Source organism: Pseudomonas sp. HP_01, assembly GCF_055284355.1.
Genome location: NZ_JBTOPV010000046.1, coordinates 1 through 22487, shown reverse-complemented (window position 1 = coordinate 22487; position 22487 = coordinate 1). Strand labels below are relative to the sequence as shown.

Sequence of the window (22487 nt, the reverse complement as noted above, 5' to 3'; positions counted from 1 at the left end):
GATCATTGTAGGAGCGGGGGGGGGCGGCCCCCCCCCCGCCCCCCGCGGCACCGGCGGAGAGTAAAACCACCCCCACCGCCCCCCCCCCCCCCCCCAACGCGGCGCCCGGGCGGCGGGGCGGGCGGCGCCCCCCCCCCCCCCCCCCCCCCCCCCCCCCCCCCCCCCCCCCCGCTCCTACAAGTGGGCGGCCGGCGAGGCGAGCGTGCATTCGCCAGCAAGCCGGTTCAAACAGTTTGAGCGAGTGGTCAACTCACCCAGAAGAACATCAAGGTCAGGTTGGCCGCCGAGATCAATCCGAACAGCCCCCAGGCCAGGGTTTTGGTCAGGCGGCTGTTAGCGAACGGCCCCATCAATTGCGGGTCGCTGGTAAAGCGAATCAGCGGCCACAGCGCGAACGGCAACTGCAGGCTCAGGACCACCTGACTGAGCACCAGCATCTTGCCCACTGCGCCATCGCCAAACCAGATCACCCCGATAAATGCAGGAATCAGCGCCAGGCCACGGGTGGCCAGACGGCGTTGCCAGCACGGGATCTTCGCTTTGAGAAACCCCTCCAGCACCACTTGACCGGCGATGGTGCCGGTGAACGTCGAGCTCTGCCCTGCCGCCAACAGCGCGACGCCGAACAGCACACTGGCCACGGCGCCGCCCACCAGCGGATCAAGCAAGTGGTAGGCGTCCTGGATTTCCACAATGTCGGTGTGGCCGGTGCCGTGGAACGCGGCGGCAGCCAGAATCAAAATGGCCGCGTTGATCACCAGCGCCAGGCTCAGGGAGGCGATGGTGTCGACCCGGGCGTAACGAATGGCGCTGGCCTTGCTTTCGACCGACGTGCCGTTGACCCGGGTCTGTACCACCGATGAATGCAGGTACAGGTTATGGGGCATCACCGTCGCACCGAGAATGCCGATGGCGATGTACAGCGGTTCCTGATTGCTCAGCATCTCCCAGGACGGCTTGAGCCCCGCGACGACGTCCGGCCAGAACGGTTTGATCAGCACCAGTTCGATAAAGAAGCACGTCGCGATGGTCGCGATCAGCCCCAGCACGATGGCTTCGAGACGCCGGAAATTGGCGCCCTGCAAGGCCAGCACGATCACCGTATCGAACGCCGTCAATGCCACACCGGTGGTAATCGATACCCCCAGCAGCAAGTGAAACGCCAACGCCGCACCCAGCACTTCGGCCAGATCGGTCGCCAGGATCGACAGTTCGGCAAGAATCCACTGGCCCATGCCGACGCGGCGGCTGTAGTGCTCGGAGGACAGCTGCGCCAGATCGCGGCCGGTGGCGATGCCCAGGCGCGAACACAAATTCTGCAGCACCATGCCCGACAGACTGGCCAGCACCACCACAAACAACAGCGAATAACCGAAGCGCGAGCCGGCCTCAATGGCAGTAGCCCAGTTGCCGGGGTCCATGTAGCCGATGGAGATCAACAGGCCGGGGCCGACGAACAGCATCAGCTTGCGCAGGAACGACGCATTGGCGGGAATGGCGACACTGTCGGTGGTCGCCGACGGGCAAAATGGCGCGGTGGCCGTGGTCGGGAGTTTGTACTTCACGGGAATCCGAAACGTGGTGGCAGTCAGCCCCGGAGCTTAAACGCGCAGAAATGTTTTGTCTTGAATCTCTGGGGCACTAACATGCTGCGTCTCACCGATCCGGAAAAACAATAATGCATGCCGCCACTGATAGCCCTGATCACGCCCGTCCGATGCAGGACGGCATCGACCCGATACGCGCGGCGCGAATTTCCGCGCGCATCGACCGCCTGCCCGCCGTCGCCACGATCTGGAAGCTCGTGGCGCTGCTGTCCATTGGCGGCTTCTTCGAGCTCTACGACCTGTTTCAGACCGCCTACATCAGCCCCGGTCTGATTCGCGACGGGCTGTTCGCCACCGGGGCGCAGGGCGTGTTCGGCTTTTCCGATCAGGCGGCGTTTGCCTCGGCCACCTTTCTGGGACTGTTCCTCGGTGCCAGCCTGCTGAGCCCGATCGCCGACCGCTACGGCCGCCGCGCGATCTTCACCTTCGCGTTGATCTGGTACACCGTCGCCACGGTGCTGATGGGCATTCAGACGTCCGCGCTGGGCATCATCTGCATGCGCTTTCTGGTGGGCATCGGCCTGGGCATCGAACTGGTGACCATCGACGCGTACCTGTCGGAACTGGTGCCCAAGCGCATGCGCAGCTCGGCGTTCGCCTTCGCGTTTTTCGTGCAGTTCCTGTCGGTGCCATCGGTGGCATTGATGTCCTGGTGGCTGGTGCCCCAGGACCCGTTCGGCATCGCCGGCTGGCGCTGGGTGGTGTTGGCCAGCGCGGTGTTCGCGCTGTTCATCTGGTGGCTGCGCTCGCGCCTGCCGGAATCACCGCGCTGGCTGGCGCAACACGGCCGTTTCAGCGAAGCCGAAAAGATCATGGATGACCTCGAAGCCCGCTGCGTGAAGGATCACGGTCAGGCGCTGGACGAACCGGAAACCCACAATGTAGCGGTCGAAGGCAAAGGCCGCTTCGCCGACATCTGGCAACCCCCGTATCGCCGTCGCGCGCTGATGCTGATTGTGTTTCATGTGTTCCAGGCGATCGGCTTTTTCGGGTTCGGCAACTGGCTGCCGGCGTTGCTGTCGGGTCAGGGCGTGAGCGTGACCCACAGTCTGGCGTATGCCTTCGTCATCACCCTGGCCTATCCGCTGGGACCGTTGTTGTTCGTGAAGTTCGCCAACCGGTTCGAGAATAAGTGGCAGATTGTCGGCTCGGCGTTGGGCTCGATGATTTTCGGCACGCTGTTCGCGCAGCAGACGACGGCCGCCGGGCTGATCTTTTGCGGGGTGATGATTACGTTCTGCAATGCGTGGCTGAGTTTCAGTTATCACTCGTACCAGAGTGAGTTGTTCCCGACCAATATCCGCGCTCGGGCGGTGGGGTTCTGTTATTCGTTCAGTCGTCTGTCGACGGTGTTCAGCAGTTTGTTGATCGGGTTGTTTCTGGATCACTTCGGCACGCCGGGGGTGCTGACGTTTATTGTGATGAGTATGTTGATTGTGATCATCACGATTGGGGGGTTTGGGCCGAAGACGCGGAATCTGGCGCTCGAAGATATTGCTCATTAGCAGGGTTCGCGGTGCGGCTGAGAGAAGATCAAGAGCGTCTGCCTGGGGGCAGACCGTTTCGCCTTCGGCGAGTTACTTTTAAAAAGCACTAAAAGTAACCAAAAGTGCCTGCTCCCGGTTTGGCCCGACTTCGTCGGGTTCCCTCACTCCGACGACGCTCCGTGGGCCCGCGCCGAACGGACATCCATGTCCTGACGGCGCTCTCGCGGCATCCATGCCGCTCGGCCCACTCCGCGTCGTCTGCGTTCGGCCTGCACCCAAGTCGCGATTGGTGGTGACCGGACTTTTTGCGTATGAAGATCAAAAGCAGATCAAAGGCTTCCCGGCTGAAGCCGATCCCACTAGCAGCGCACGTTCTCAGTTGATCGTTCCCCCGCTCCGCGTGGGAATGCATCCCGCGACGCTCCGCGTCATCCTCCAAGGCCTGAATGCGCGTCGTGTGCGGGACGCGGAGCGTCCGGGGCGGCGTTACCACGCGGAGCGTGGGAACGATCGGTCGTCGTACCTGACAGAACGCATTTTTTCGGTAGGAGCCGGGTGCAGTCAGTGGGACCGGCTTCAGCCGGGAAGCTTTTGATCTGCGTCTGCGTCTGCATCTGCCTTTGATCTTGATCTTCAAACACAAGAAGTTCAGTCACCGCCAATCGCGACTTGGGTGCAGGCTGAACGCAGGTCTTGCGGAGTGGGCCGAGCCGCATGGATGCGGCGAGAGCGCCGTCAGGACATGGATGTCCGTTCGGCGCGGGCCCACGGAGCAAGACCGGAGTGAGGGTATTCCGACGAAGGAGGAACCAAACCAGGAGCAAGCACCCTTGGTTACTTGGGGTGCTTTTCCAAGTAACTCGCCGAAGGCGAAACAGTCTGCCCCCAGGCAGACGCTCTTGATCTTAAGGATCTTGATCTTGATCTTGATCTTGATCTTGATCTTGATCTTGATCTTGATCTTGATCTTGATCCGAAAAACCTACCTAATCCCCAATCGCCTGGCCAGCCGACTCAAATTCGCCCGATCCACCTTCAGCTCCCGCGCCACATCCGCCCATCTCCCGTCATGCCGCTCCAGCGCCTCACCGATCAACTGCTTCTGAAACCCGTCCACCGCCCCCTTCAACCCCTCGACCGGCGGAATCACCGGCAGGGCGCCACTCGAATGCAACACAACAGGCACCTCGGACGCCTCAAAGCCCAGCACTCCCGCCTCGATCGTCACAATCCGCGGCCGCTCGCCATACACTGGCAGCGCCTTGAGCACCGCGCGGCTGATCAGATGCTCCAGCTCCCGCACGTTCCCCGGCCATGCATACGCCAACAGCACCGCCTGCGCCTGCGGACTCATGCGCAAACTGCGCAGCCCCATCCGCGCCCGATTCTCCTCGAGGAAATACCCCGCCAGCAACAACACGTCGCGACCGCGCTCGCGCAATGGCGGCACTACCAGCGGATAAACGCTCAAACGGTGATAAAGATCCGCGCGGAAGCGTCCGGCGCGCACTTCCTCTGCCAGATCACGGTTAGTCGCGGCAATAATGCGCACGTCCACGCGATGCTCCTGATCGGAGCCGACACGCTGCAACTGCCCGCTCTGCAACACACGCAGCAGTTTCGACTGCACCGGCAGCGGCAGTTCGCCCACCTCGTCGAGGAACAATGAACCGCCGTGGGCCAGCTCGAACTTGCCACTGCGCCCGCTGACCGCCCCGGAGAACGCGCCTTTGACGTGACCGAACAGCTCGCTTTCCACCAACAGTTCGGGCAGCGCGGCGCAGTTGAGGCTGATCAGCGGCTTCTGCGCCCGGGGCGACTGCAGGTGAATGGCCTCGGCGACCAGCTCCTTGCCCACGCCGGTTTCGCCGGTGATCAACACCGTCAGCGGGCTGTTGCCCACCAGCTGGATTTCCTGTTGCAAGCGCTTGTGCGCCGGGCTTTGTCCGATCAGTTCCCGAGGCCCGCGTCCGCCTGCCGCGCGTTTGTAAACCTCGGCCAGTTGGCGTTGATCCTCAAAGCCCCGGGCCAACTGGCTGATCCGCTCGCTGGCCATCACGGTCGCCGCCGCCAGGCTGGCGAACGCCTGAAGGTTGCCCAGCTCGACGCTGCCGAAGCGCGCCGGGTCAAGGGAGTCCAGGGTAATCACCCCCCACAGCGTGTTCTGCACATACAGCGGGCAGCCAAGACAATCGTGTACTTCCAGATCGCCGTGCACGCCTTCGACCAGCCCGTCATAAGGATCGGGCAGGTCGCAGTCAGTGGAAAATCGCGTCGGTTCGCGGTTTTGCAGAATGATGTCCAGCCGCGGGTGCTCGCCCAACCGGAACCGCCGACCCAGTGTGTCCGGGCTCAGTCCCTCGACCGACAACGGCACCAGCACCTCATCCTCCAGCTTGAGCAACGCCACGGCGTCGCACGGGAATAGCTGGCGCAGCGACCGCAGCAGACGGCGATAGCGTTCATCGTCCGGCAGGTCCCGGGACAGGTCGGCGACCAGAGGAATCAGCGCAAGCAACAATGGATGGGTCATGAAAACTCCCGGTAACGACATGGGAAGGGGGATGCAGAGGGCGAGTCATTATGACTGCGAGGCAAGTCGAAACGACAGCGCCGTCGCCGACCCGATCCTGGCCGTCCTCAAGGGAACGGTTTCGCCACACAGAGCCGCAATCGCCAAACCAGACACGGCACTAAAACCGTCACTTCGCAGAAGTCATCAGTTGGTCGCCAATTCCCCGGCGGTGCTTGTCTCATTAATGAGAAATAGCCCTGCAAACCGCCCTCAAAAAATCGCCATTGAATTCTGACGCCACCGCTTCGACGTGACGGATGAGGCCCTTTAATTTAATTGAAGTTGTGAAAATTCTATTTTGTTTATAGTTCTGTGACCCTACAGGAGCACCCACTATGGCCAGAATTCAGGGACGAGTTCTCGAAACTTGTCCTCCGTTGGTAGTTGATCTCGACGGCACGTTATTGCGCTCGGATCTGCTGATGGAAACGGCCATGGCGTTCATTCGCAGCCAGCCGCTGAAAATCCTGAAAATCCTGGGGTGGCTGTTCAAGGGCAAGGCCGCGCTGAAAGAAGGCCTGGCGCTCAACTCGGAAATAGACGTCTCCGTCCTGCCTTACGATCCGCAAATCATCGAGATGATCCAGCGCGAACGAGACACCGGGCGCATGGTGGTACTGGCGACGGCGAGTCATGTAAGCCTCGCCGAGCGCATCGCCGATCATCTGCAGTTATTCGATCTGGTGCTGGCGTCCAACAGCAATCGCAACTTGTCCGGTAACAACAAGCGCGACCTGTTAGTTGGACACTTCGGCGAGGGTGGATTCGATTACGTCGGCAACTCGAAAGATGACTTGCCGATATGGGATGTGTCTCGCTTGGCCTATGTGGTTAATCCCGATCGCGGCATCGAAGCACAGGTAAAAGCGCAAGTCCGCGTCGAGCCGACCATCCACAGCAACACCCCCGGCTGGCGGGACTGGCGCAAGGCCCTGCGCTTGCACCAGTGGCTGAAAAACGCGTTGATCTTCGTGCCGCTGCTGGCGTCCCATCGCCTGGCACAGTTCGATCTGATGCGCGACGGCGTCATCGCCTTCCTATGCTTCGGCCTGTGCGCCTCCAGCGTCTACATCCTCAACGACCTGCTGGACCTGTGCGACGACCGCCATCACAAGAGCAAATGCAACCGGCCGTTCGCCAGCGGGCGTCTGTCGATCAAGGTCGGGCTGGTGGTGGTGCCGACGCTGCTGGCCATGGCGTTCGGCGCTGCGCTGTTGCTCCTGCCATGGCAATTTTCAGCGGTGATGGCCGCCTACTACGGCCTGACTCTGACTTATTCGCTGAGACTCAAACGCATGATGGCCTGGGACGTGATCGCCCTGGCGATGCTCTACACCGCACGCATTATCGCCGGTGTCGCAGCGTTCAGCCTGCCCCTGACGTTCTGGATCCTCGCGTTTTCGATGTTCATTTTCCTCAGCCTGGCGATGGTCAAGCGCTACGCAGAGCTGCGTGATGCCCGCGCCCGGGAGGTGAACACCTTCGCTCGCGGCCGCGGTTACCATCCCGGTGATCTGGACATGATTGCGTCGCTGGGGGCGTCGTCGGGTTATCTCGCGGTGATGGTGCTGGCGCTGTACATCCAGGACGCAAAAACCACCGAGCTGTACGTCACGCCGCACATCATCTGGCTGGCCTGCCCGCTCTTGCTGTTCTGGGTGACGCGGGTGTGGATGCTGACCCATCGCGGGCAGATGAACGAAGACCCGGTGGTGTTCGCCATCCGCGACCGCACCAGCCAGCTGATCGGCGCCGCGTTTCTGATGATGTTCTGGATCGCCGCATGAGCACGCCGTTGTATTCCTGGGGACGTTTCCCCCGCCGTCCGCAACGCGGTCACGGCTGCGTGTGGCTGGACGAACTGCCTGCACAGATGGACCGCGTGATCGGCGCCCACCGCAGCAGCCTGCCCTACGGCAACGGCCGCAGTTACGGCGACAGTTGCCTGGCCGCCAGCGATGAGGTGCTGCACATGCGCTCGCTGGATCGGCTGATCGAGGCCGACTGGACCACCGGGGTGATCAAGGCCGAGGCTGGTATCACATTGGCGGAAGTGCTGGCCGTGGCCATTCCCCGAGGCTGGTTTTTGCCGGTCACGCCCGGGACTCAATACGCCACGCTGGGCGGTGCCATCGCCAACGACGTTCACGGCAAAAACCATCACGTGCGCGGCACCTTTGGCCGTCATGTGCTGAGCTTCGGCCTGTTGCGCCACGGCGAGCCGGAGAGGGTCTGCACGCAGGCATCGCAGCCCGAGTTGTTCGCCGCCAGCATCGGCGGCCTCGGCCTGACCGGGGTCATCCACTGGGCGCAGATTCAATTGATGCCGATTCGCGCCAGCCAGATCGACACCAGCACGGTGCGCTTCACCAATCTGGCCGAGTTCTTTGCGCTCTCGGCCGAACTCGACGCACGTCACGAATACAGCGTCGCCTGGGTGGACTGCCTGGCGAAGGGCGCGGAGACCGGACGCGGTGTGTTCATCGTCGGTGATCACGCACAGTACGGCTCCCTTGAAGCGAGTCAGCGCAAGAAGCTCAGCGTGCCGCTGACGCCGCCGGTTTCACTGATCAACAAACTCTCCCTCAGCGCCTTCAACAACCTGTACTGGCGCCTGCACCCCAGCCAGCGCAGGCAAGGCCGCAGCGCTTACGAACCGTTTTTCTATCCCCTCGACCGGATCCTGCACTGGAACCGGATGTATGGCCGTCGCGGGTTTCAGCAATACCAGTGCGTGGTGCCTGCGGCGAATGCCGAAGCGGCCATGGGCGAACTGCTGCGCACCATCGCCGACGCCGGCCAGGGTTCCTTCCTCGCCGTGCTCAAGCGCTGTGGCGCCCTCGCCTCGCCGGGCCTGCTGTCGTTTCCGCTGGAAGGCACCTCCCTGGCGCTGGATTTTGCCCAGAGCGAGGCGTTGGAGAACGTACTGTTCCCGCGTCTGGACGCCATCGTCCGCGCAGCAGGCGGCCGGCTGTATCCAGCCAAGGACGCGCACATGAGCGGCGCCGATTTCCGGCGGGCCTACCCCGCGTGGGAGCAGCTGGAAGCGCTGCGCGATCCCTCTTTGATGTCCCGCTTCTGGAGCCGTGTGATCTTATGAAAACTGCAGTGAAGAAAGTTCTGATCATCGGTGCCACGTCCGCTATCGCCAGTGCCTGCGCTCGTTTGTGGGCCACGCAAGGCAGCGATTTTTTCCTGGTGGCGCGCAACGTCGAGAAGCTCCAGCAGACCGCCGCCGACCTCAAGGCGCGCGGGGCGAGCCACGTCACGCTGCACGAGATGGACGCCAACGACATTGAGGCGCACCCGCTGATGATGGGCCGCTGCCTCACTGCGCTGGGTCAGATCGACATCGCCCTGATCGCCCACGGCACGCTGCCCGACCAGAAGGCCTGCGAACGCGACGTGCACATGGCGCTCAAGGAATTCGCCAACAACTGCACCTCGGTGATCGCCCTGCTCACTGTGCTGGCGATGCAGTTCGAGACCCAGCGCTGCGGCAGCCTGGCGATCATTTCTTCGGTGGCCGCTGACCGTGGTCGCCCCTCCAACTACCTCTACGGCAGCGCCAAGGCGGCGGTGTCGACGTACTGCGAAGGCTTGCAGGCGCGGCTGTTCAAAGTCGGCGTGCACGTCACCACCATCAAACCGGGCTTTGTCGACACGCCGATGACCCAGGGCTTGTCGTTGCCGGCCGCCCTGCTGGCACAGCCGGCTCAGGTCGCCCAGCGCATCGTCAAAGGCATCGCCAACAAGGTGCCGACGCTTTACGCACCGGGTTTCTGGGCGCTGATCATGCTGGTCATTCGTTCGATCCCGCAGCCGGTGTTCAAGAGGCTGAACCTGTGAGCGAAGCTCTGCCCGAACCTCCCCACCTGTCCGGCTGGCGATACCGCGCGGTGGTGCTGTCGGTGGTCGGCTCGGCGTTGGGCTATCTGGGCTTTTCGCTGTGGGGCGGCTGGCAGGCGGTGGGCGCTGCGGTGAGCGAGGTGGGATTGCTCGGCATTGTCATCGCGCTGCTCATGTCGTCGGTCAATTACGGCCTGCGTTTCCTGCGCTGGCAGACCTATCTGAACGTGCTCGGCCATCCCATGCCGTGGCGACCGAGCCTGAATATTTATCTGGCCGGCTTTGCCCTCACCACTACGCCGGGCAAGGCCGGTGAGGCGTTGCGCGGGGTGCTGCTCAAACGCTGGGGCGTGCCCTACCCGCAAAGCTTCGCGGCGTTCTTCAGTGAGCGGCTGTCGGACCTGTTTGCGGTGGTGTTGCTGACCCTGTTCGGCCTGTCGCTGTACCCCCAGGCGTGGCCGATGATCGTGGTCGGCGTGGCGCTGGTGGTGGTCGGGCTGGTGGTGCTGTCGCAACGTCGCCTGCTTGAGCGGATCACCGAAAGGGTGCCGACCGGCAGCGGCAAGGTGCTCGGGCTGCTGCGCCATCTGCTGCAGGTGCTGGTGCATGCGCAGCACTGCCATCGCTTGCGCCTGATGCTCGGGCTGACCGCCCTGAGCGTCGTCGCCTGGAGCGCCGAAGCCCTGGCATTCGACTGGATTCTCAAATGGATGGGCGCGGACATCCCGCTGACCTTCGCGGTATTCGTCTACGCCCTGGCGATGCTGGCCGGAGCGGTGAGCTTCATGCCCGGCGGGCTCGGTGGCGCGGAGGCGGTGATGGTCGGATTGCTGGTCTGGAAAGGCATGGACAGCGCCGACGCCGTGGCCGCCACTGTGCTGATTCGTCTCGCCACCCTGTGGTTCGCCGTAGCCATTGGCGCGGTGATGCTGATCAAACTTAAAAGCGAGGCCACGATGCCTCGTGTTCAACCGATTCAATAACGCTTTTTCTACGGAATAAAAGGACAGGAGTGCAATTCATGGTGGCAGCAGTACGGTATCGAGCGTTGTTTGGCATTCCCCTGCTACTGGCGGTCGCCGCTGTTGTCTGGAGCTTTCTGGCCTCCAGCGGACCGATTCAATGGATGGACAACGGCATCTTCATCGCCGACGCCTCCCAGGGCCGCTATTTCAGTGAAACCCTCGGCCCCCTGGATCACCCGTTGTACCTGTTCGTCACCACGGCGCTGTTCGCTCACGTCGGGCCGCTGGTGCTGAGTTTCATGAACTCGATGCTGCTGATCCCGCTGGGCTGGGCGATCTTCCGTCTCGCCAAGGGTGTTGGCGCGACGTCGCAGCAGGCCTTGCTGGCGATAGCCGCGGCGGTCTTGTGCCATTGCGTGTTCTGGGTCTCGACCAAGGCCGAGGTTTACCTGCTGCACACGCTGTTGGTGACCCTGGCGTACATGGTGCATTTTCGCGATAAATCGCGCCTGGGCCTGCTCACCGCGCTGTTCGTCATCGGCATCCTCACCGGCCTCGCCGCCGCCATTCACCAACTGACGTTCATCGTGCTGTTCCCGCTGTACGTGCAGTTGGTCTGGCAGCACAGGGCGCGGGTCCTGTTGACGATTCCGGGTTTTGTGCTGGGCTTTGCGGTGGCAATTCCCGGCATTTTGCAGGAGCTGCAGGACGGTCTGAGCCTGATCGATATCGGTCATCGTTACCTGATCGGCATCCCCGACAAAACCACCGAGCAGAGCTGGCAGGGTTCGCTGTTTCGCTTCGACGACATGTGGCACGAAAAGAACTCGGTCGGGCTGCTGATGCTGTCGCTGCTCGGCCCGCAACTGGTAGCGCTGGTGCTGTTCCCCAAAAGCCGGCGCCTGCGACTGTTGTGGTGCGCGGCGGTGCTGAACTTCATCTTCGCGGTGTCGTACAACGTCACCGATCGCTTTACGTTTTTCCTGCCGGGCGCGGTGCTGTTGAGCATTATCGGCGTGATCCAGGTGCAGGCGTGGCTGGCGCGACACAACGCCGCCGTTGTCGCTTACGCCCTGCCCTTCACCGGCCCGGTGGCGATTCTGGCGGTGTACGCGATTTACGCCAACGGCGCCGTTGCGCTGCCGACTCACAAGGAAGCGCTGCCTTTCCGTGACGATATCCATTACTTCATGGCGCCGTACCTGCGGGATCGTTCGGCGGAGGCATTCGCGCACAGTTACGAACAATCGGCCCCGATAGGCGCGCTGATCGTCGCTGACTGGACGCCCAACGGCGCATTGCGTTCGGCGCAGGCCAGCGGCCTGCTCAAGGGGCGAACCCTTGCTCTGTGCGAAGGAGCGCAAGACATTGAATCCTATCTGAACGGCCCCGGGGCTTTCCTGCCGCGGACCAGTTATTGCTCCAACATCTCGGACCGCTTTGATCTGCAGACGTTGGCGGTGGGATACGAGTTGCACGCGAAATAGGCAGACAAGCGAAAAAGAAGCCCTGGACTGGAATGATGCCGAGGGTGACGGGATGCGTGTCCAGGGAGAGCTGGGCACGATCGTGAATCCAATGGCCTTGACACCTTTTGATCGTGGATGACCGTCCGTCGGGTGGAATGCACCTCTTGCATGGGCCGGTTGACCAATAGGTATCCATGACAACAAAGGGATTCACATCATGATCAAGACTAAATTGACTGCCCTGACACTCGCTGGCCTGATGGCTGTTGCTACCGGCTCTGCGTTCGCCGGCTCCACGGGCCCGACCGATCCGATCGACAAGAACGGTCCGAAGCCAAGCACCTCCACCAGCGGCCAGAACAACGACGGCAGCTCCCCAGGCACGTCGACCCCCGGCACCAAAGGCATGGGCAGCACCAACGGTACCAACCGTACCGACGCTGACGGCGGTGGTATGACCAACGGCAGCGGCATGGGCGGCAGCGGCGGCGGCACTGGTGGTGGCGCGAGCGGTTCCAGCGGCAGCAAGTAAATCGCTGTGATGACCGTGTGCCTTTGAGCGAGATTAGCGCCGAGGCAGCACTGAATACGATGAAGGGCCGAATATGATTCGGCCCTTTTTTCGTTTGTGGTCTGGTTTCCGAGGCAAAGCGATTGGCCCCCTGATCTTCTCGGCAATTGGAGGTGTGCGCCAGATATCCGCGGGCTTAGCGTAGTGGTCATCAGTCGCTGCCGGATGATCCGCCCATGAAACTGCTTAAACGCATCACCGCCCCGCTCTGCTGGCTGGCCTTCGTCGGCGTGATGTTCGTCGGCAGCGCCCAGTCACACGAGGCCGAGCAGGAAAAGGTCACCGTTCTGGAAGAGCACCCGATGCTCAATGCACCAGGAAAATAAGCCATGGTACTGACCGTTGATTACGCACCGGGCCAAGCCTCCATTGCCCACAGTCACAGCGGCAGTGCGATCGCTTATGTGCTGGAAGGCGAGGTAATTTCGAGAGTCAACGACGGCAAGGCGATCACCTATACAGCGGGCCAGACGTGGTACGAGCCGGCCGGGTCAAAGCACTATGAATCGCGAAACGCCAGCGCGACAAAGCCTGCGAAACTGCTGGTGTTCATCCTGCTGGACGACAAGGCCGACATCCTCACGCCGCTGCCGAAGTGACGTTGAGGGTGTTCACACTGGCCTCTTCCCGGCTGAAGCCGGTCCTACTATGGCTCGCACGCACTCAGTGGGACTGGTTTTAGCCGGGAAGGCATCAGGCGTCACCGCAAAAGCCGTCAGAGAAACCCAAGCCTAAATTTTCCGCTGCCGCTGTCGATACGCTATTCGTAGAGCCCGGATATCGGGTCGGACCGGATCAGTGAAAGGCAAAAGTATGTACACAAACATTTTTCTGCTGGTAGAGCATGGCCGCGATCAAGGTGAAGTTTCTGTTTTGGGCTGGTTCGATGACGAACGCGCCGCGCAGGACACCGCCGAGGCCATGGAGTGGAAAGCGTACCGCGATGAAGCCAAACGTCATCATCAGTGGTCGAGCCAGCCGTTGCTGCCGCCGGACCAGACGGCCCATCGACGGTTCTGGGTCAAAGGCATCTCCAAATTCAGCCACACCCCGGCACCCCGTTCATGGGCGGTGCATTGATCCCTGTTGAGTAGAAACTCAACGTAGCGGGCACCGCCAAGGTGCCCCCTTCTTGTAATTTCCAGCGCCTCGACCTGGATTGCATCGCCGAGACTCCCTAGCTGTGGTTTTTCGAAGTGACGAAGTTTAGAAAATCATGGGAGGGCAATGCCTTCGAATATAACCAGCCTTGAGCGTAATCCACGTCATACATTCGCAGGTAATCGGCCTGATGGGGGCTCTCGATTCCCTCGGCCACAATTTCCAGACCCAGGGTTTTAGCCATTGCAATAATATGCGTCACCACCGAGCTGGACGCTGAGGACTTATCGATGGCGTCCACGAAAGACTTATCTATCTTGAGCACATTGACAGGAAGCCGCTCAAGATATTGCAAACTGGAATACCCCGTACCAAAGTCATCGATTGCAATCTTGAACCCTAGCGCCCGAGCTTTTTCAAGTGTCGTAACGGCCGACTCAACATCGATGAAGCCTCGCTCAGTGGCCTCTATCCATATTTGACTGTTGTCAATCATCGAGCCTTTCAACGCCTGATCAAGCGTGTCAAGAAAACGCCCGGATTTAAGATCCTCCGCACAGATGTTAATCGCCACATGAAGGTTGCGGTTATCTCGCAGAAGTTGTGCCATGTCTCTGACGACGCCATAGATGACTTGGTCAGTTATGGGCAGAATAAGCCCTGTTTCTTCAGCCAGCGGAATGAACTGATCAGGGGCCACAACCGTTCCGTCTGGTCTCACCCACCGGACCAACGCCTCGGCCCCTAAACATTCCTGCGTTTCAAGATCAATGATCGGTTGGTAGTGAACAGTGAACTCACGTTGATTGATCGCGATCTGCAGCTCCGCAGTCGGCGAGAGTCGGTTTTGCATGACTCGGATGACTGACAACACAACAATGAAGCCGATCCCCAGGCCTATGGGCAGCATCCAGGCCAGCTCGCTATAGAAACTGGTATCGACGCTTTTTATGGGTTCTGCCACAAGGGCGGACCAGTCGTCTTGAGTGGAAACAGCGTAGAGATAGTCTTTACTCTTGGGATCTGGATTTGATACGAGTCGGGAGATGGTCTTTTCATCCGCGCCCTGAGACATATTCACCAATTGGCCCTGGTAAAAAACACCGAGCTGCATTCGCTCATCCAGAATAATGTCGCTGAGCCTTCCTGCATTTATAAGGACGGTGTAGGCGCCACGATGAATGATCGTAATCGGCTGGATCCCCTGGTCTCTGGGGATGAGGCGAACATTGATTTTATAGCCTCTCGCATCGGTAAAAGTCGACGTCGTCGGACCGGACAGTATCGACGTGCTTCCCCATGATGTGCAGGCAACAGACCCTTGTTCGAGATAGTCGATTTCCTCCACCGCACGGGTATTAACAGTCGCTTTACGCATTAACGAAACATGCTCAGGAGAACACGGCACTCCAGACCAGCCCTCCATGTCCGATATAACATTTAGTCCTTGTTGCAATGACAGGCTAATGTTTTTGAGTGCTCGCTCGGAGTAGGTCGCCAAATGAGTTCTTTCTTTGGCCAGGGCCCTTTCCCAAGAAATGCAAGCCATCGCTATCATAGGCAAAACAGCCCCTATCAGCCCTGACAGGGTGGCTATTAAGATGACTCTGGATTTACGCATTCCCTTGCCTCGAAAAGTGGACTCACCCTTTACTGATGCTCGTTACCTCTCGTTCAGAGTGTGATTTATCCTGGACTACCGAGCAAGGAGGCGCGCAAGGTTTTCACCTACCCAAACACTCTGTACATCCCGTCGCCGCCCGAAAACCCAAAAGCCACTCACTGGACGGAAGTCCGGCACCTGAGATAGCGTGCCCTCCCTAAACGACCCAAGGCGTCCAATCCATGACCGACCGTCAACTCATCGTCCCCGATGAAATGCGTTTACTCGCCGAGCGTGCGGGCTACGCGCCCGCCGTGAAGGTCGGCAAAACCCTCTACTGCGCCGGGCAAGTCGGTCGCAACCACGAGCTGACCGTCATCGAAGACCCGGAGCAGCAGTTCATGGCGGCGTGGGAGAACCTGCGGCTCGTGCTGGCCGCCGGAGGATGTACCTTCGAGGATGTCGTCGACCTGACCACCTACCACATCGATCTGCACCGCCATATGCCCGTGTTCAGGGCGGTGAAGGACAGCGTCTTCCCTCGGGGCACCTGTGCGTGGACATGCCTGGGCGTCAGCGATCTTGCAAAGCCTGGCCTGCTGGTGGAAATCAAATGCGTCGCGGTGCAGCGCTGATCATGAAGGGGGTGCCTTGCGCGGGACACGCAAGGCGAAAGGGCTCGGACAACGCAGGCTGACCCGCCGGGTATTCCGACACGTCAGCCTGGCCATCGCCTCAACGCGCGGTGATTTTCCACGCCCGGTGGATCTTGCCGTTGCGTGCAAAGTCCGGGTCGACGGTGTGCTGGGTGATTTCCTCTACCGCATAACGCTCCACCAGCGTCTCTTCGAGCTGGAACTTGCGGAAGTTGTTGGAGAAATAGAGCACGCCGCCCGGCGCCAGGCGCGCCATCGCCAGATCAATCAGTTGCACCTGATCGCGCTGCACGTCGAAGACGCCTTCCATGCGCTTGGAGTTGGAGAAGGTCGGCGGGTCGATGAAGATCAGGTCGTACTCATCGCGACTGGCCTCCAGCCACACCATCACGTCGCTCTGCTCCAGACGGTTCTTGTCCGAGAAGCCGTTCAGCGACAGGTTGCGACGCGCCCAGTCCAGATAGGTTTTCGACAGGTCGACGCTGGTGGTGCTGCGCGCCCCGCCCTTGGCGGCGTGCACGCTTGCGGTCGCGGTGTAGCAGTAAAGGTTCAGGAACCGCTTGCCCGCCGCCTCGCGCTGGATGCGCATGCGCATCGGCCGGTGATCGAGAAACAGGCCGGTGTCCAGGTAATCCGTGAGGTTAACCAGCAGCTTCACGCCGCCTTCGTTGACCTCGTTGAACTTGCCCTGGGCGCTCTGACGCTCGTACTGCTTGGTGCCGCTCTGCCGCTCGCGACGCTTGACCACCACGCGGCTCTTGTCGATGCCGAGCGCCTGGGGAATGGCCGCCAGCGCATCGAACATACGGATCGAGGCCTTTTCCGGATCGATGGACTTCGGCGCCACGTACTCCTGAACGTGGACCCAGTCATGGTACAGGTCGATGGCCATGGCGTACTCGGGCATGTCCGCATCGTAAACGCGGTAGCAATCGATGCCCTCACGCTTGACCCACTTGCCCAGCGCCTTGACGTTTTTCTGCAGGCGATTGGCGAACATCTGTCCGCCTTCGCTCAGGCGCGGTTGCTCAATGACTGGCGCAGGGGCCGGCGTTGGCTTGATCGGGTTGCCATTCTTGTTGTACTGACGCTCTTGCGGCTCGTCCGGTGCCTGATCGTACGCGGCTTGCTCACGCTCGGCCTGACGTTGCTCCGGGGTGCGACGCTCGCCGGTAACGAATTGGTCGGGCAGCACTTTGATCAACAACAGCTTGCACGGCAGTGCGCCGTTCCAGAACGCGTACTGCTTGTGGCTGCGAATGCCCATGCGCTTGCCCAGATCCGGCGCACCGGTGAACACCGCCGCTTCCCAGTTCAGACAGGCCTGACGCAGACGCTCGCCGAGGTTCTGATAGAGGTACAACAGGCTGGCTTCGTCGCCAAGACGCTCGCCGTACGGCGGGTTGCAGATCACCAGACCGGTCTGGTTCTGGTCGGGACGCGGCTCGAAGGTCGCCACTTCACCCTGGTAGATCTTGATCCACTCGCTCAGGCCGGCGCGTTCGACGTTGTTGCGGCCTGGCTGAATCAGCCGCGGATCGGCCTCATAACCGCGAATCCACAGCGGCGGCTTGGCCAGACCCGCTTGGGCGCGTTCCAGCGCTTCGTCATGCAGCTTGCGCCAGATCGCCGGCACGTGACCCAGCCACGCCGAGAAACCCCAGCGCTCGCGCTTGAGGTTGGGCGCAATGTCAGCGGCGATCATCGCCGCTTCGACCAGGAAGGTGCCGACGCCACACATCGGGTCAGCCAGCGCGCCGCCTTCAGCGGCAATGCGTGGCCAGCCGGAGCGGATCAGAATGGCGGCGGCCAGGTTTTCCTTGAGCGGCGCGGCGCCCTGCTGCAGACGGTAGCCGCGCTGGTGCAGGCTGTGGCCGGACAGGTCCAGGGACAGAATCGCTTCGCCCCGGTCCAGCCGCAGGTGCACGCGCAGGTCCGGGTTGAGCTTGTCCACCGAAGGGCGGACGCCGTCCGCGGTGCGCAGGCGGTCAACAATGCCGTCCTTGACCTTCAAGGCGCCGAAATGGGTGTTGTCGATGCCGGAACCATGACCGCTGAACTCCACGGCCAGCGTACCTTCCGCTTCCAGATGGTCAGCCCACTCGATGTCGTGCACGCCGTGGTAGAGGTCCTCGGCGTCCTTCATCGGGAAACGCTTGAGCACCAGCAGCACCCGGTTGGCAAGCCGCGACCACAGACACAGCCGGTAGGCGGTTTCCATGTCGGCGGTGCCGCGGATGGCGGAAGTGTGTTCGCGGGTTTCCTCGAGACCGAGGGCGGTGGCTTCCTCAGCCAGCAGGCCTTCGAGGCCTTTCGGGCAGGTGAGGAAAAGTTCGTAACGGTCCGACATGAGTATTCCAGAGCCTAAGGCTATAGCGGCCGGACAACGCATTGTCCGGCCCGATTCCAACAGACGCCTTTCAAGGAGGACGCCTGCGCGGCACACAGTTTGTGCCTATCCTTCGCACCGATACATTTCGAGTGCGACGGTCCGCCAGCACATGGGTGCCGACGTTTTGGTGTTAAAAAAATACTATTCAGCACGACGGCGGCTGCAATAAAAAGTCACATCGCTGACCCTTCGTCGTTTTTCCGCTGACTGCAAACAGCCAGCACTCTCAACTGCGAAACACTTGCACTGCCACCGGAAAGCCCCGGTTAGAAGGGGTTCCCTCAAAAAACTCTTGTCAAACGAGTGGCTGCTTATGGTCGTAATGCCTGAATGGTTACGTTCTTATGACAAAACGATCATTCACAGCGCATCTTTCATTGGTTAGAAATCACCCAAGGTCATCGCCGCAACGGCGGTGGCATCAAGCCCGCGACGCCGGCAGCGGGCCGCTAACGGCAGAAGATTTTCTGCCGGACCTCAACCTGAGGTCTCCAGGGACATTACAGTCAACAAACGAGGGCAACACCCTATGAGAAGACTTAAGCGTGATCCGATGGAAAGAGCATTTTCGCGCGGATACCAGTACGGCGTATCCGGTAAATCCCGTGAGCTTTGCCCATTTACTCTACCGTCAGTGCGTCAAGCCTGGATCAACGGCTGGCGAGAAGGACGCGGCGACAACTGGGACGGTATGACCGGCACTGCGGGCATTCACAGACTCAACGAACTTCACGCGGTCGGCTGACGCAACCCTCACGTTACAGCCTGACCTAAAGCTTCTTCGACATTCTTGACCGCTTCACCATTACCACGCACGCCCCACCCGGGCGGCGGGCTCAAGCCCAAGAGGGGTTCCAGTCGGAACCCCTCTTTTCGTCCGGATGAAGCGGGATGGATCAGCGGGACATCGAAGCGATCGCGTCCACCGACTGGCGAATCAACGCCGGCCCCTTGTAGATGAAGCCCGAATAAATCTGCACCAGACTCGCCCCTGCCGCGATCTTGTCCGCTGCGTGCCGGCCTTCGGTAATGCCGCCGGCCGCAATGATCGGCAAGCGCCCGCCCAATTCACCGGCCAGCACTTTGACAATGTGCGTGCTCTGCTCGCGGACCGGCGCACCCGACAGGCCGCCTGCTTCGTCGCCGTGGGGCAACCCTTCGACGCCCTGACGGCTCAGGGTGGTGTTGGTCGCGATCACCGCGTCCATGCCCGATTCCAGCAACGCGCCGGCAACCAGTACGGTCTCTTCGTCGCTCATGTCCGGGGCAATCTTGATCGCCAGCGGTACGCGCTTGCCGTGAATCAGGGTCAAGGCTTCCTGGCGCAAGCGCAGGGCTTCAAGCAATTGCTTGAGCGAGTCGCCGAATTGCAGGCTGCGCAGGCCCGGCGTGTTCGGCGAGCTGACGTTGACAGTGATGTAACTGGCGTGGGCGTACACCTTGTCCAGGCAGATGAGGTAGTCATCAACGGCGCGCTCCACCGGCGTATCGGCGTTCTTGCCGATGTTGATGCCCAGCACGCCTTTGTACTGCGCGGCCTGCACCCGGCTGACCAGATTGTCGACACCCAGGTTGTTGAAGCCCATACGGTTGATGATGGCTTCGGCGCGGGGCAGACGGAAAATGCGCGGTTTCGGATTGCCCGGTTGCGGGCGCGGCGTGACGGTGCCGATCTCCACGAAACCGAAGCCCAGCTGCGAGAAGCCGTCGATGGCCGCACCGTTTTTGTCCAGCCCCGCCGCCAGCCCGACCGGGTTGGGGAAGCGCAGGCCCATGACAGTCACCGGCAGCTGCATCGGCGCCTTGTTGAACAGGCCGTTGAGCCCCAGACGCCCGCCCGCTCCGATCAGGTCGATGGACAGATCGTGGGAAGCTTCCGGGGAGAGTTTGAACAGTAACTGGCGGGCCAGGTTATACATGGGCGGGCGCGGCTCGATTGCGGCTGGGATCAGCGGCGGATTATAAACGCCGGTACGGGTGAAGCGCGAGGCATGTCGCGAACTTTGCTGACTGCGCTGCTCGCCGCTGGCATATCGCTTGCTTTAAATCCTGTATCGACTCGATCCAATGGCGGAGCGAGACACTGGACAATGACGTCGCTGTCGACCCGTTTCAATCGGGGCGAGGCGGCGTTTTTTTTGGACGACCGGCAGCGTTGAAAGACGCATCGGCCTCCACGCGGAATTGCAATCATGACTGACTCGCTCACTCCCTCACTGGCCTGGGTCAACGGCAGCGATGCACCGGAACTGACCAGCGTCGACCTCGGTTTTATGGCGCTCACCGACAGCGCCTCGCTCATCGTTGCCGCGACCCAGGGCTTCGCCCAGCCTTATGGCCTGCACATCAATCTGCACCGCCAGTCCTCGTGGGCGAACCTGCGCGACAAACTGGTCAGCGGCGAACTGCATGCCGCTCACAGCCTTTACGGGCTGGTCTACGCCGTGCAACTGGGGCTGGCCGGGCCGGCGAAGCACATGGCAGTGCTGATGGGGCTGAACCAGAACGGCCAGAGCATCAACCTGTCCCGGTCGCTGCAGCAGGCGGGCGTGACCACTCCTGATGCACTTGATCGGCGCACGCACCAAAGCGACTCAAAACTGACCTTCGCCCAGACCTTTCCCACCGGCAACCACGCCCTGTGGCTTTATTACTGGCTCGCGAGCCAGGGCATTCACCCGTTACGCGACGTCGACAGCGTGGTGGTGCCGCCGCCGCAGATGGTCGAGCACTTGCAGGCCGGGCGCATCGACGGCTTTTGCGTCGGCGAGCCGTGGGGTGCCAGCGCGGTTCAGCAGAATCTGGGCTTCACCCTGGCGACGTCCCAGGCCATCTGGCCGGATCACCCGGAAAAGGTGTTGGCTTGCAGCGCGGAATTCGCCGAGCAGTACCCGAACACGGCGCGCGCGCTGGTGATGGCCGTGCTTGAAGCCAGTCGCTTCATCGAAGAAAGTGCTGACAACCGCCGAAGTACCGCGCAGTTGCTCAGCGCCGCCGAATACGTCAATGCCCCCGTCGGCGCTATCGAATCGCGGCTACTGGGCGAGTACGACGACGGGCTCGGCAACCGGTGGCACGACCACCACGCCATCCGCTTCCATGGTGACGGCCAGGTGAACATGCCTTGGCTGTCCGACGGCATGTGGTTCATGACCCAGTTCCGCCGTTGGGGTTTGCTGCGCGAAGACCCGGATTACCTCGGCGTGGCCCGCAGCGTCCAGCAACTGGGCCTGTACCGCGAGGCCGCCGAGGCACTGGGCATTGCCGTGCCGCCCTCGCCCATGCGCAGCAGCCAGTTGATCGACGGCAAGATCTGGGACGGCAGCGACCCGGCGCGTTACGCCCGCAGCTTCAAGCTGCACGCGCTGGCCGATGCGGCCCTCGTTCATGCTGATCGCTGAGGAGACGCCAAGATGCTGCGAATCCTGCTGATCAACGACACCCCTAAAAAGGTCGGTCGCCTGAAAGCGGCGCTGACCGAAGCCGGTTTCGAGGTGATCGACGAATCCGGGCTGATCATCGACCTCCCCGCCCGGGTTCAGGCCGTGCGCCCGGACGTGATCCTCATCGACACCGAATCACCGGGGCGGGATGTGCTGGAGCAAGTGGTGCTGGTGACTCGCGATCTGCCACGGCCGATCGTGATGTTCACCGATGAGCACGACCCCGGGGTGATGCGCCAGGCGATCAAGTCAGGGGTCAGCGCCTACATCGTCGAAGGCATTCACGCGCAACGCCTGCAGCCGATTCTGGACGTCGCCATGGCCCGCTTCGAAAGCGATCAGGACCTGCGCGCGCAGCTGCACGCCCGCGATCAGCAACTGGCCGAACGCAAGCGCATCGAGACGGCGAAAGGCCTGTTGATGAAGATGAAGCAGTGCAACGAGGAGGAGGCCTACACGCTGATGCGCCGCCAGGCCATGAGCCGGCAGCAGAAGCTGATTCAGGTGGCGGAACAGATTATTGCCATGAGTGAGTTGCTGGGCTAAGCGCATTCAGGTCCGTACGACCTCGGCGTGAATGGCTAGACCCACTCTCTCTGTAGAGACCGGCTTTGGGTAGGCCGAAAGTTGGATGCCTTACCAAGGTCCACTGTAGGAGCGCGCTTGCCCGCGAACGCGGTGTGCCTGTGACGAACCCATCGCCTGACACTCTGCCTTCGCGCTGTCTCTTATACACATCTCCGAGCCCACGAGACAACTCCAACAATCC

Annotated in this window: 17 protein-coding genes and 1 pseudogene; 13 read left to right on the top strand and 5 right to left on the bottom strand. The window is 61.3% G+C overall.

Annotated elements, in window-relative coordinates:
* Positions 1–245: 245 nt before the first annotated feature.
* The gene (locus tag ACYAR8_RS21140) at positions 246–1565 is read right to left on the bottom strand and encodes an Nramp family divalent metal transporter (RefSeq protein WP_074887205.1); all 1320 of its coding nucleotides are present in this window, start codon (positions 1563–1565) and stop codon (positions 246–248) included.
* A 152-nt stretch (positions 1566–1717) separates the two neighbouring features.
* On the opposite strand from ACYAR8_RS21140, the gene ACYAR8_RS21135 reads away from it, so the two are divergent.
* A complete protein-coding gene (locus ACYAR8_RS21135; RefSeq protein ID WP_108120279.1) occupies positions 1718–3112 on the top strand; it encodes an MFS transporter in 1395 nt (464 codons plus the stop codon).
* Between the two features lie 964 nt (positions 3113–4076).
* Here ACYAR8_RS21135 and norR read toward each other — a convergent pair.
* On the bottom strand, positions 4077–5627 hold the full coding sequence (gene norR / locus ACYAR8_RS21130; protein ID WP_463580960.1) for a nitric oxide reductase transcriptional regulator NorR: 1551 nt from the start codon (positions 5625–5627) through the stop codon (positions 4077–4079).
* Between the two features lie 377 nt (positions 5628–6004).
* Between norR and ACYAR8_RS21125 the strand changes: the two genes are divergently transcribed.
* From ACYAR8_RS21125 to ACYAR8_RS21090, 8 genes and pseudogenes are all read left to right on the top strand, one after another.
* Complete coding sequence (locus ACYAR8_RS21125) at positions 6005–7456, top strand: UbiA family prenyltransferase (RefSeq protein WP_463580959.1); 1452 nt, start codon at positions 6005–6007, stop codon at positions 7454–7456.
* Positions 7453–8769: an FAD-binding oxidoreductase gene (locus tag ACYAR8_RS21120; RefSeq protein WP_463580958.1), complete on the top strand. Its 1317-nt coding sequence runs from the start codon at positions 7453–7455 to the stop codon at positions 8767–8769. The genes ACYAR8_RS21125 and ACYAR8_RS21120 overlap by 4 nt, the downstream gene beginning before the upstream one ends.
* Positions 8770–8777: 8 nt before the next feature.
* On the top strand, positions 8778–9518 hold the full coding sequence (locus tag ACYAR8_RS21115; RefSeq protein WP_074887512.1) for an SDR family oxidoreductase: 741 nt from the start codon (positions 8778–8780) through the stop codon (positions 9516–9518).
* An 8-nt stretch (positions 9519–9526) separates the two neighbouring features.
* Positions 9527–10501 (top strand): lysylphosphatidylglycerol synthase transmembrane domain-containing protein, encoded by a 975-nt coding sequence (locus ACYAR8_RS21110; protein ID WP_463580961.1) that lies wholly within the window; start codon positions 9527–9529, stop codon positions 10499–10501.
* 38 nt (positions 10502–10539) lie between these two features.
* Positions 10540–11970 carry a DUF2723 domain-containing protein gene (locus ACYAR8_RS21105; RefSeq protein WP_463580957.1) on the top strand — a complete coding sequence of 477 codons (1431 nt, stop codon included), beginning with the start codon at positions 10540–10542 and terminating at the stop codon, positions 11968–11970.
* A 199-nt stretch (positions 11971–12169) separates the two neighbouring features.
* Positions 12170–12484: a hypothetical protein gene (locus ACYAR8_RS21100; protein WP_074887183.1), complete on the top strand. Its 315-nt coding sequence runs from the start codon at positions 12170–12172 to the stop codon at positions 12482–12484.
* 272 nt (positions 12485–12756) lie between these two features.
* A pseudogene (locus tag ACYAR8_RS21095) lies at positions 12757–13122 on the top strand (cupin domain-containing protein).
* 214 nt (positions 13123–13336) lie between these two features.
* A complete protein-coding gene (locus ACYAR8_RS21090; RefSeq protein ID WP_065988488.1) occupies positions 13337–13603 on the top strand; it encodes a hypothetical protein in 267 nt (88 codons plus the stop codon).
* Between the two features lie 97 nt (positions 13604–13700).
* On the opposite strand, the gene ACYAR8_RS21085 is transcribed toward ACYAR8_RS21090, so the two are convergent.
* Positions 13701–15245 (bottom strand): EAL domain-containing protein, encoded by a 1545-nt coding sequence (locus tag ACYAR8_RS21085; protein WP_463580956.1) that lies wholly within the window; start codon positions 15243–15245, stop codon positions 13701–13703.
* Between the two features lie 224 nt (positions 15246–15469).
* On the opposite strand from ACYAR8_RS21085, the gene ACYAR8_RS21080 reads away from it, so the two are divergent.
* The gene (locus ACYAR8_RS21080; protein WP_074887174.1) at positions 15470–15862 is read left to right on the top strand and encodes a RidA family protein; all 393 of its coding nucleotides are present in this window, start codon (positions 15470–15472) and stop codon (positions 15860–15862) included.
* A 100-nt stretch (positions 15863–15962) separates the two neighbouring features.
* On the opposite strand, the gene rlmKL is transcribed toward ACYAR8_RS21080, so the two are convergent.
* Positions 15963–18233: a bifunctional 23S rRNA (guanine(2069)-N(7))-methyltransferase RlmK/23S rRNA (guanine(2445)-N(2))-methyltransferase RlmL gene (gene rlmKL / locus ACYAR8_RS21075; protein WP_108120077.1), complete on the bottom strand. Its 2271-nt coding sequence runs from the start codon at positions 18231–18233 to the stop codon at positions 15963–15965.
* Positions 18234–18804: 571 nt separating this feature from the next.
* Here rlmKL and rmf point away from each other — a divergent pair.
* The gene (rmf, locus tag ACYAR8_RS21070) at positions 18805–19020 is read left to right on the top strand and encodes a ribosome modulation factor (RefSeq protein ID WP_074887169.1); all 216 of its coding nucleotides are present in this window, start codon (positions 18805–18807) and stop codon (positions 19018–19020) included.
* Between the two features lie 151 nt (positions 19021–19171).
* On the opposite strand, the gene ACYAR8_RS21065 is transcribed toward rmf, so the two are convergent.
* Entirely contained in the window at positions 19172–20194 is a 1023-nt protein-coding gene (locus tag ACYAR8_RS21065) for a quinone-dependent dihydroorotate dehydrogenase (protein WP_463580955.1), read from the bottom strand.
* A gap of 273 nt (positions 20195–20467) precedes the next feature.
* On the opposite strand from ACYAR8_RS21065, the gene ACYAR8_RS21060 reads away from it, so the two are divergent.
* Positions 20468–21676 carry a CmpA/NrtA family ABC transporter substrate-binding protein gene (locus ACYAR8_RS21060; RefSeq protein WP_463580954.1) on the top strand — a complete coding sequence of 403 codons (1209 nt, stop codon included), beginning with the start codon at positions 20468–20470 and terminating at the stop codon, positions 21674–21676.
* Between the two features lie 12 nt (positions 21677–21688).
* Positions 21689–22264 (top strand): ANTAR domain-containing response regulator, encoded by a 576-nt coding sequence (locus ACYAR8_RS21055; RefSeq protein WP_037011032.1) that lies wholly within the window; start codon positions 21689–21691, stop codon positions 22262–22264.
* Positions 22265–22487 lie beyond the last annotated feature (223 nt).

What these genes read in the sequence shown, in the direction of transcription:
- ACYAR8_RS21135 (WP_108120279.1), top strand. Translation starts at nt 1,718, where the DNA reads ATGCAGGACGGCATCGACCCGATACGCGCGGCGCGAATTTCCGCGCGC.
- norR (WP_463580960.1), bottom strand. Translation starts at nt 5,627, where the DNA reads ATGACCCATCCATTGTTGCTTGCGCTGATTCCTCTGGTCGCCGACCTG.
- ACYAR8_RS21125 (WP_463580959.1), top strand. Translation starts at nt 6,005, where the DNA reads ATGGCCAGAATTCAGGGACGAGTTCTCGAAACTTGTCCTCCGTTGGTA.
- ACYAR8_RS21120 (WP_463580958.1), top strand. Translation starts at nt 7,453, where the DNA reads ATGAGCACGCCGTTGTATTCCTGGGGACGTTTCCCCCGCCGTCCGCAA.
- ACYAR8_RS21105 (WP_463580957.1), top strand. Translation starts at nt 10,540, where the DNA reads ATGGTGGCAGCAGTACGGTATCGAGCGTTGTTTGGCATTCCCCTGCTA.
- ACYAR8_RS21100 (WP_074887183.1), top strand. Translation starts at nt 12,170, where the DNA reads ATGATCAAGACTAAATTGACTGCCCTGACACTCGCTGGCCTGATGGCT.
- ACYAR8_RS21090 (WP_065988488.1), top strand. Translation starts at nt 13,337, where the DNA reads ATGTACACAAACATTTTTCTGCTGGTAGAGCATGGCCGCGATCAAGGT.
- ACYAR8_RS21085 (WP_463580956.1), bottom strand. Translation starts at nt 15,245, where the DNA reads ATGCGTAAATCCAGAGTCATCTTAATAGCCACCCTGTCAGGGCTGATA.
- ACYAR8_RS21080 (WP_074887174.1), top strand. Translation starts at nt 15,470, where the DNA reads ATGACCGACCGTCAACTCATCGTCCCCGATGAAATGCGTTTACTCGCC.
- rlmKL (WP_108120077.1), bottom strand. Translation starts at nt 18,233, where the DNA reads ATGTCGGACCGTTACGAACTTTTCCTCACCTGCCCGAAAGGCCTCGAA.
- rmf (WP_074887169.1), top strand. Translation starts at nt 18,805, where the DNA reads ATGAGAAGACTTAAGCGTGATCCGATGGAAAGAGCATTTTCGCGCGGA.
- ACYAR8_RS21065 (WP_463580955.1), bottom strand. Translation starts at nt 20,194, where the DNA reads ATGTATAACCTGGCCCGCCAGTTACTGTTCAAACTCTCCCCGGAAGCT.
- ACYAR8_RS21060 (WP_463580954.1), top strand. Translation starts at nt 20,468, where the DNA reads ATGACTGACTCGCTCACTCCCTCACTGGCCTGGGTCAACGGCAGCGAT.
- ACYAR8_RS21055 (WP_037011032.1), top strand. Translation starts at nt 21,689, where the DNA reads ATGCTGCGAATCCTGCTGATCAACGACACCCCTAAAAAGGTCGGTCGC.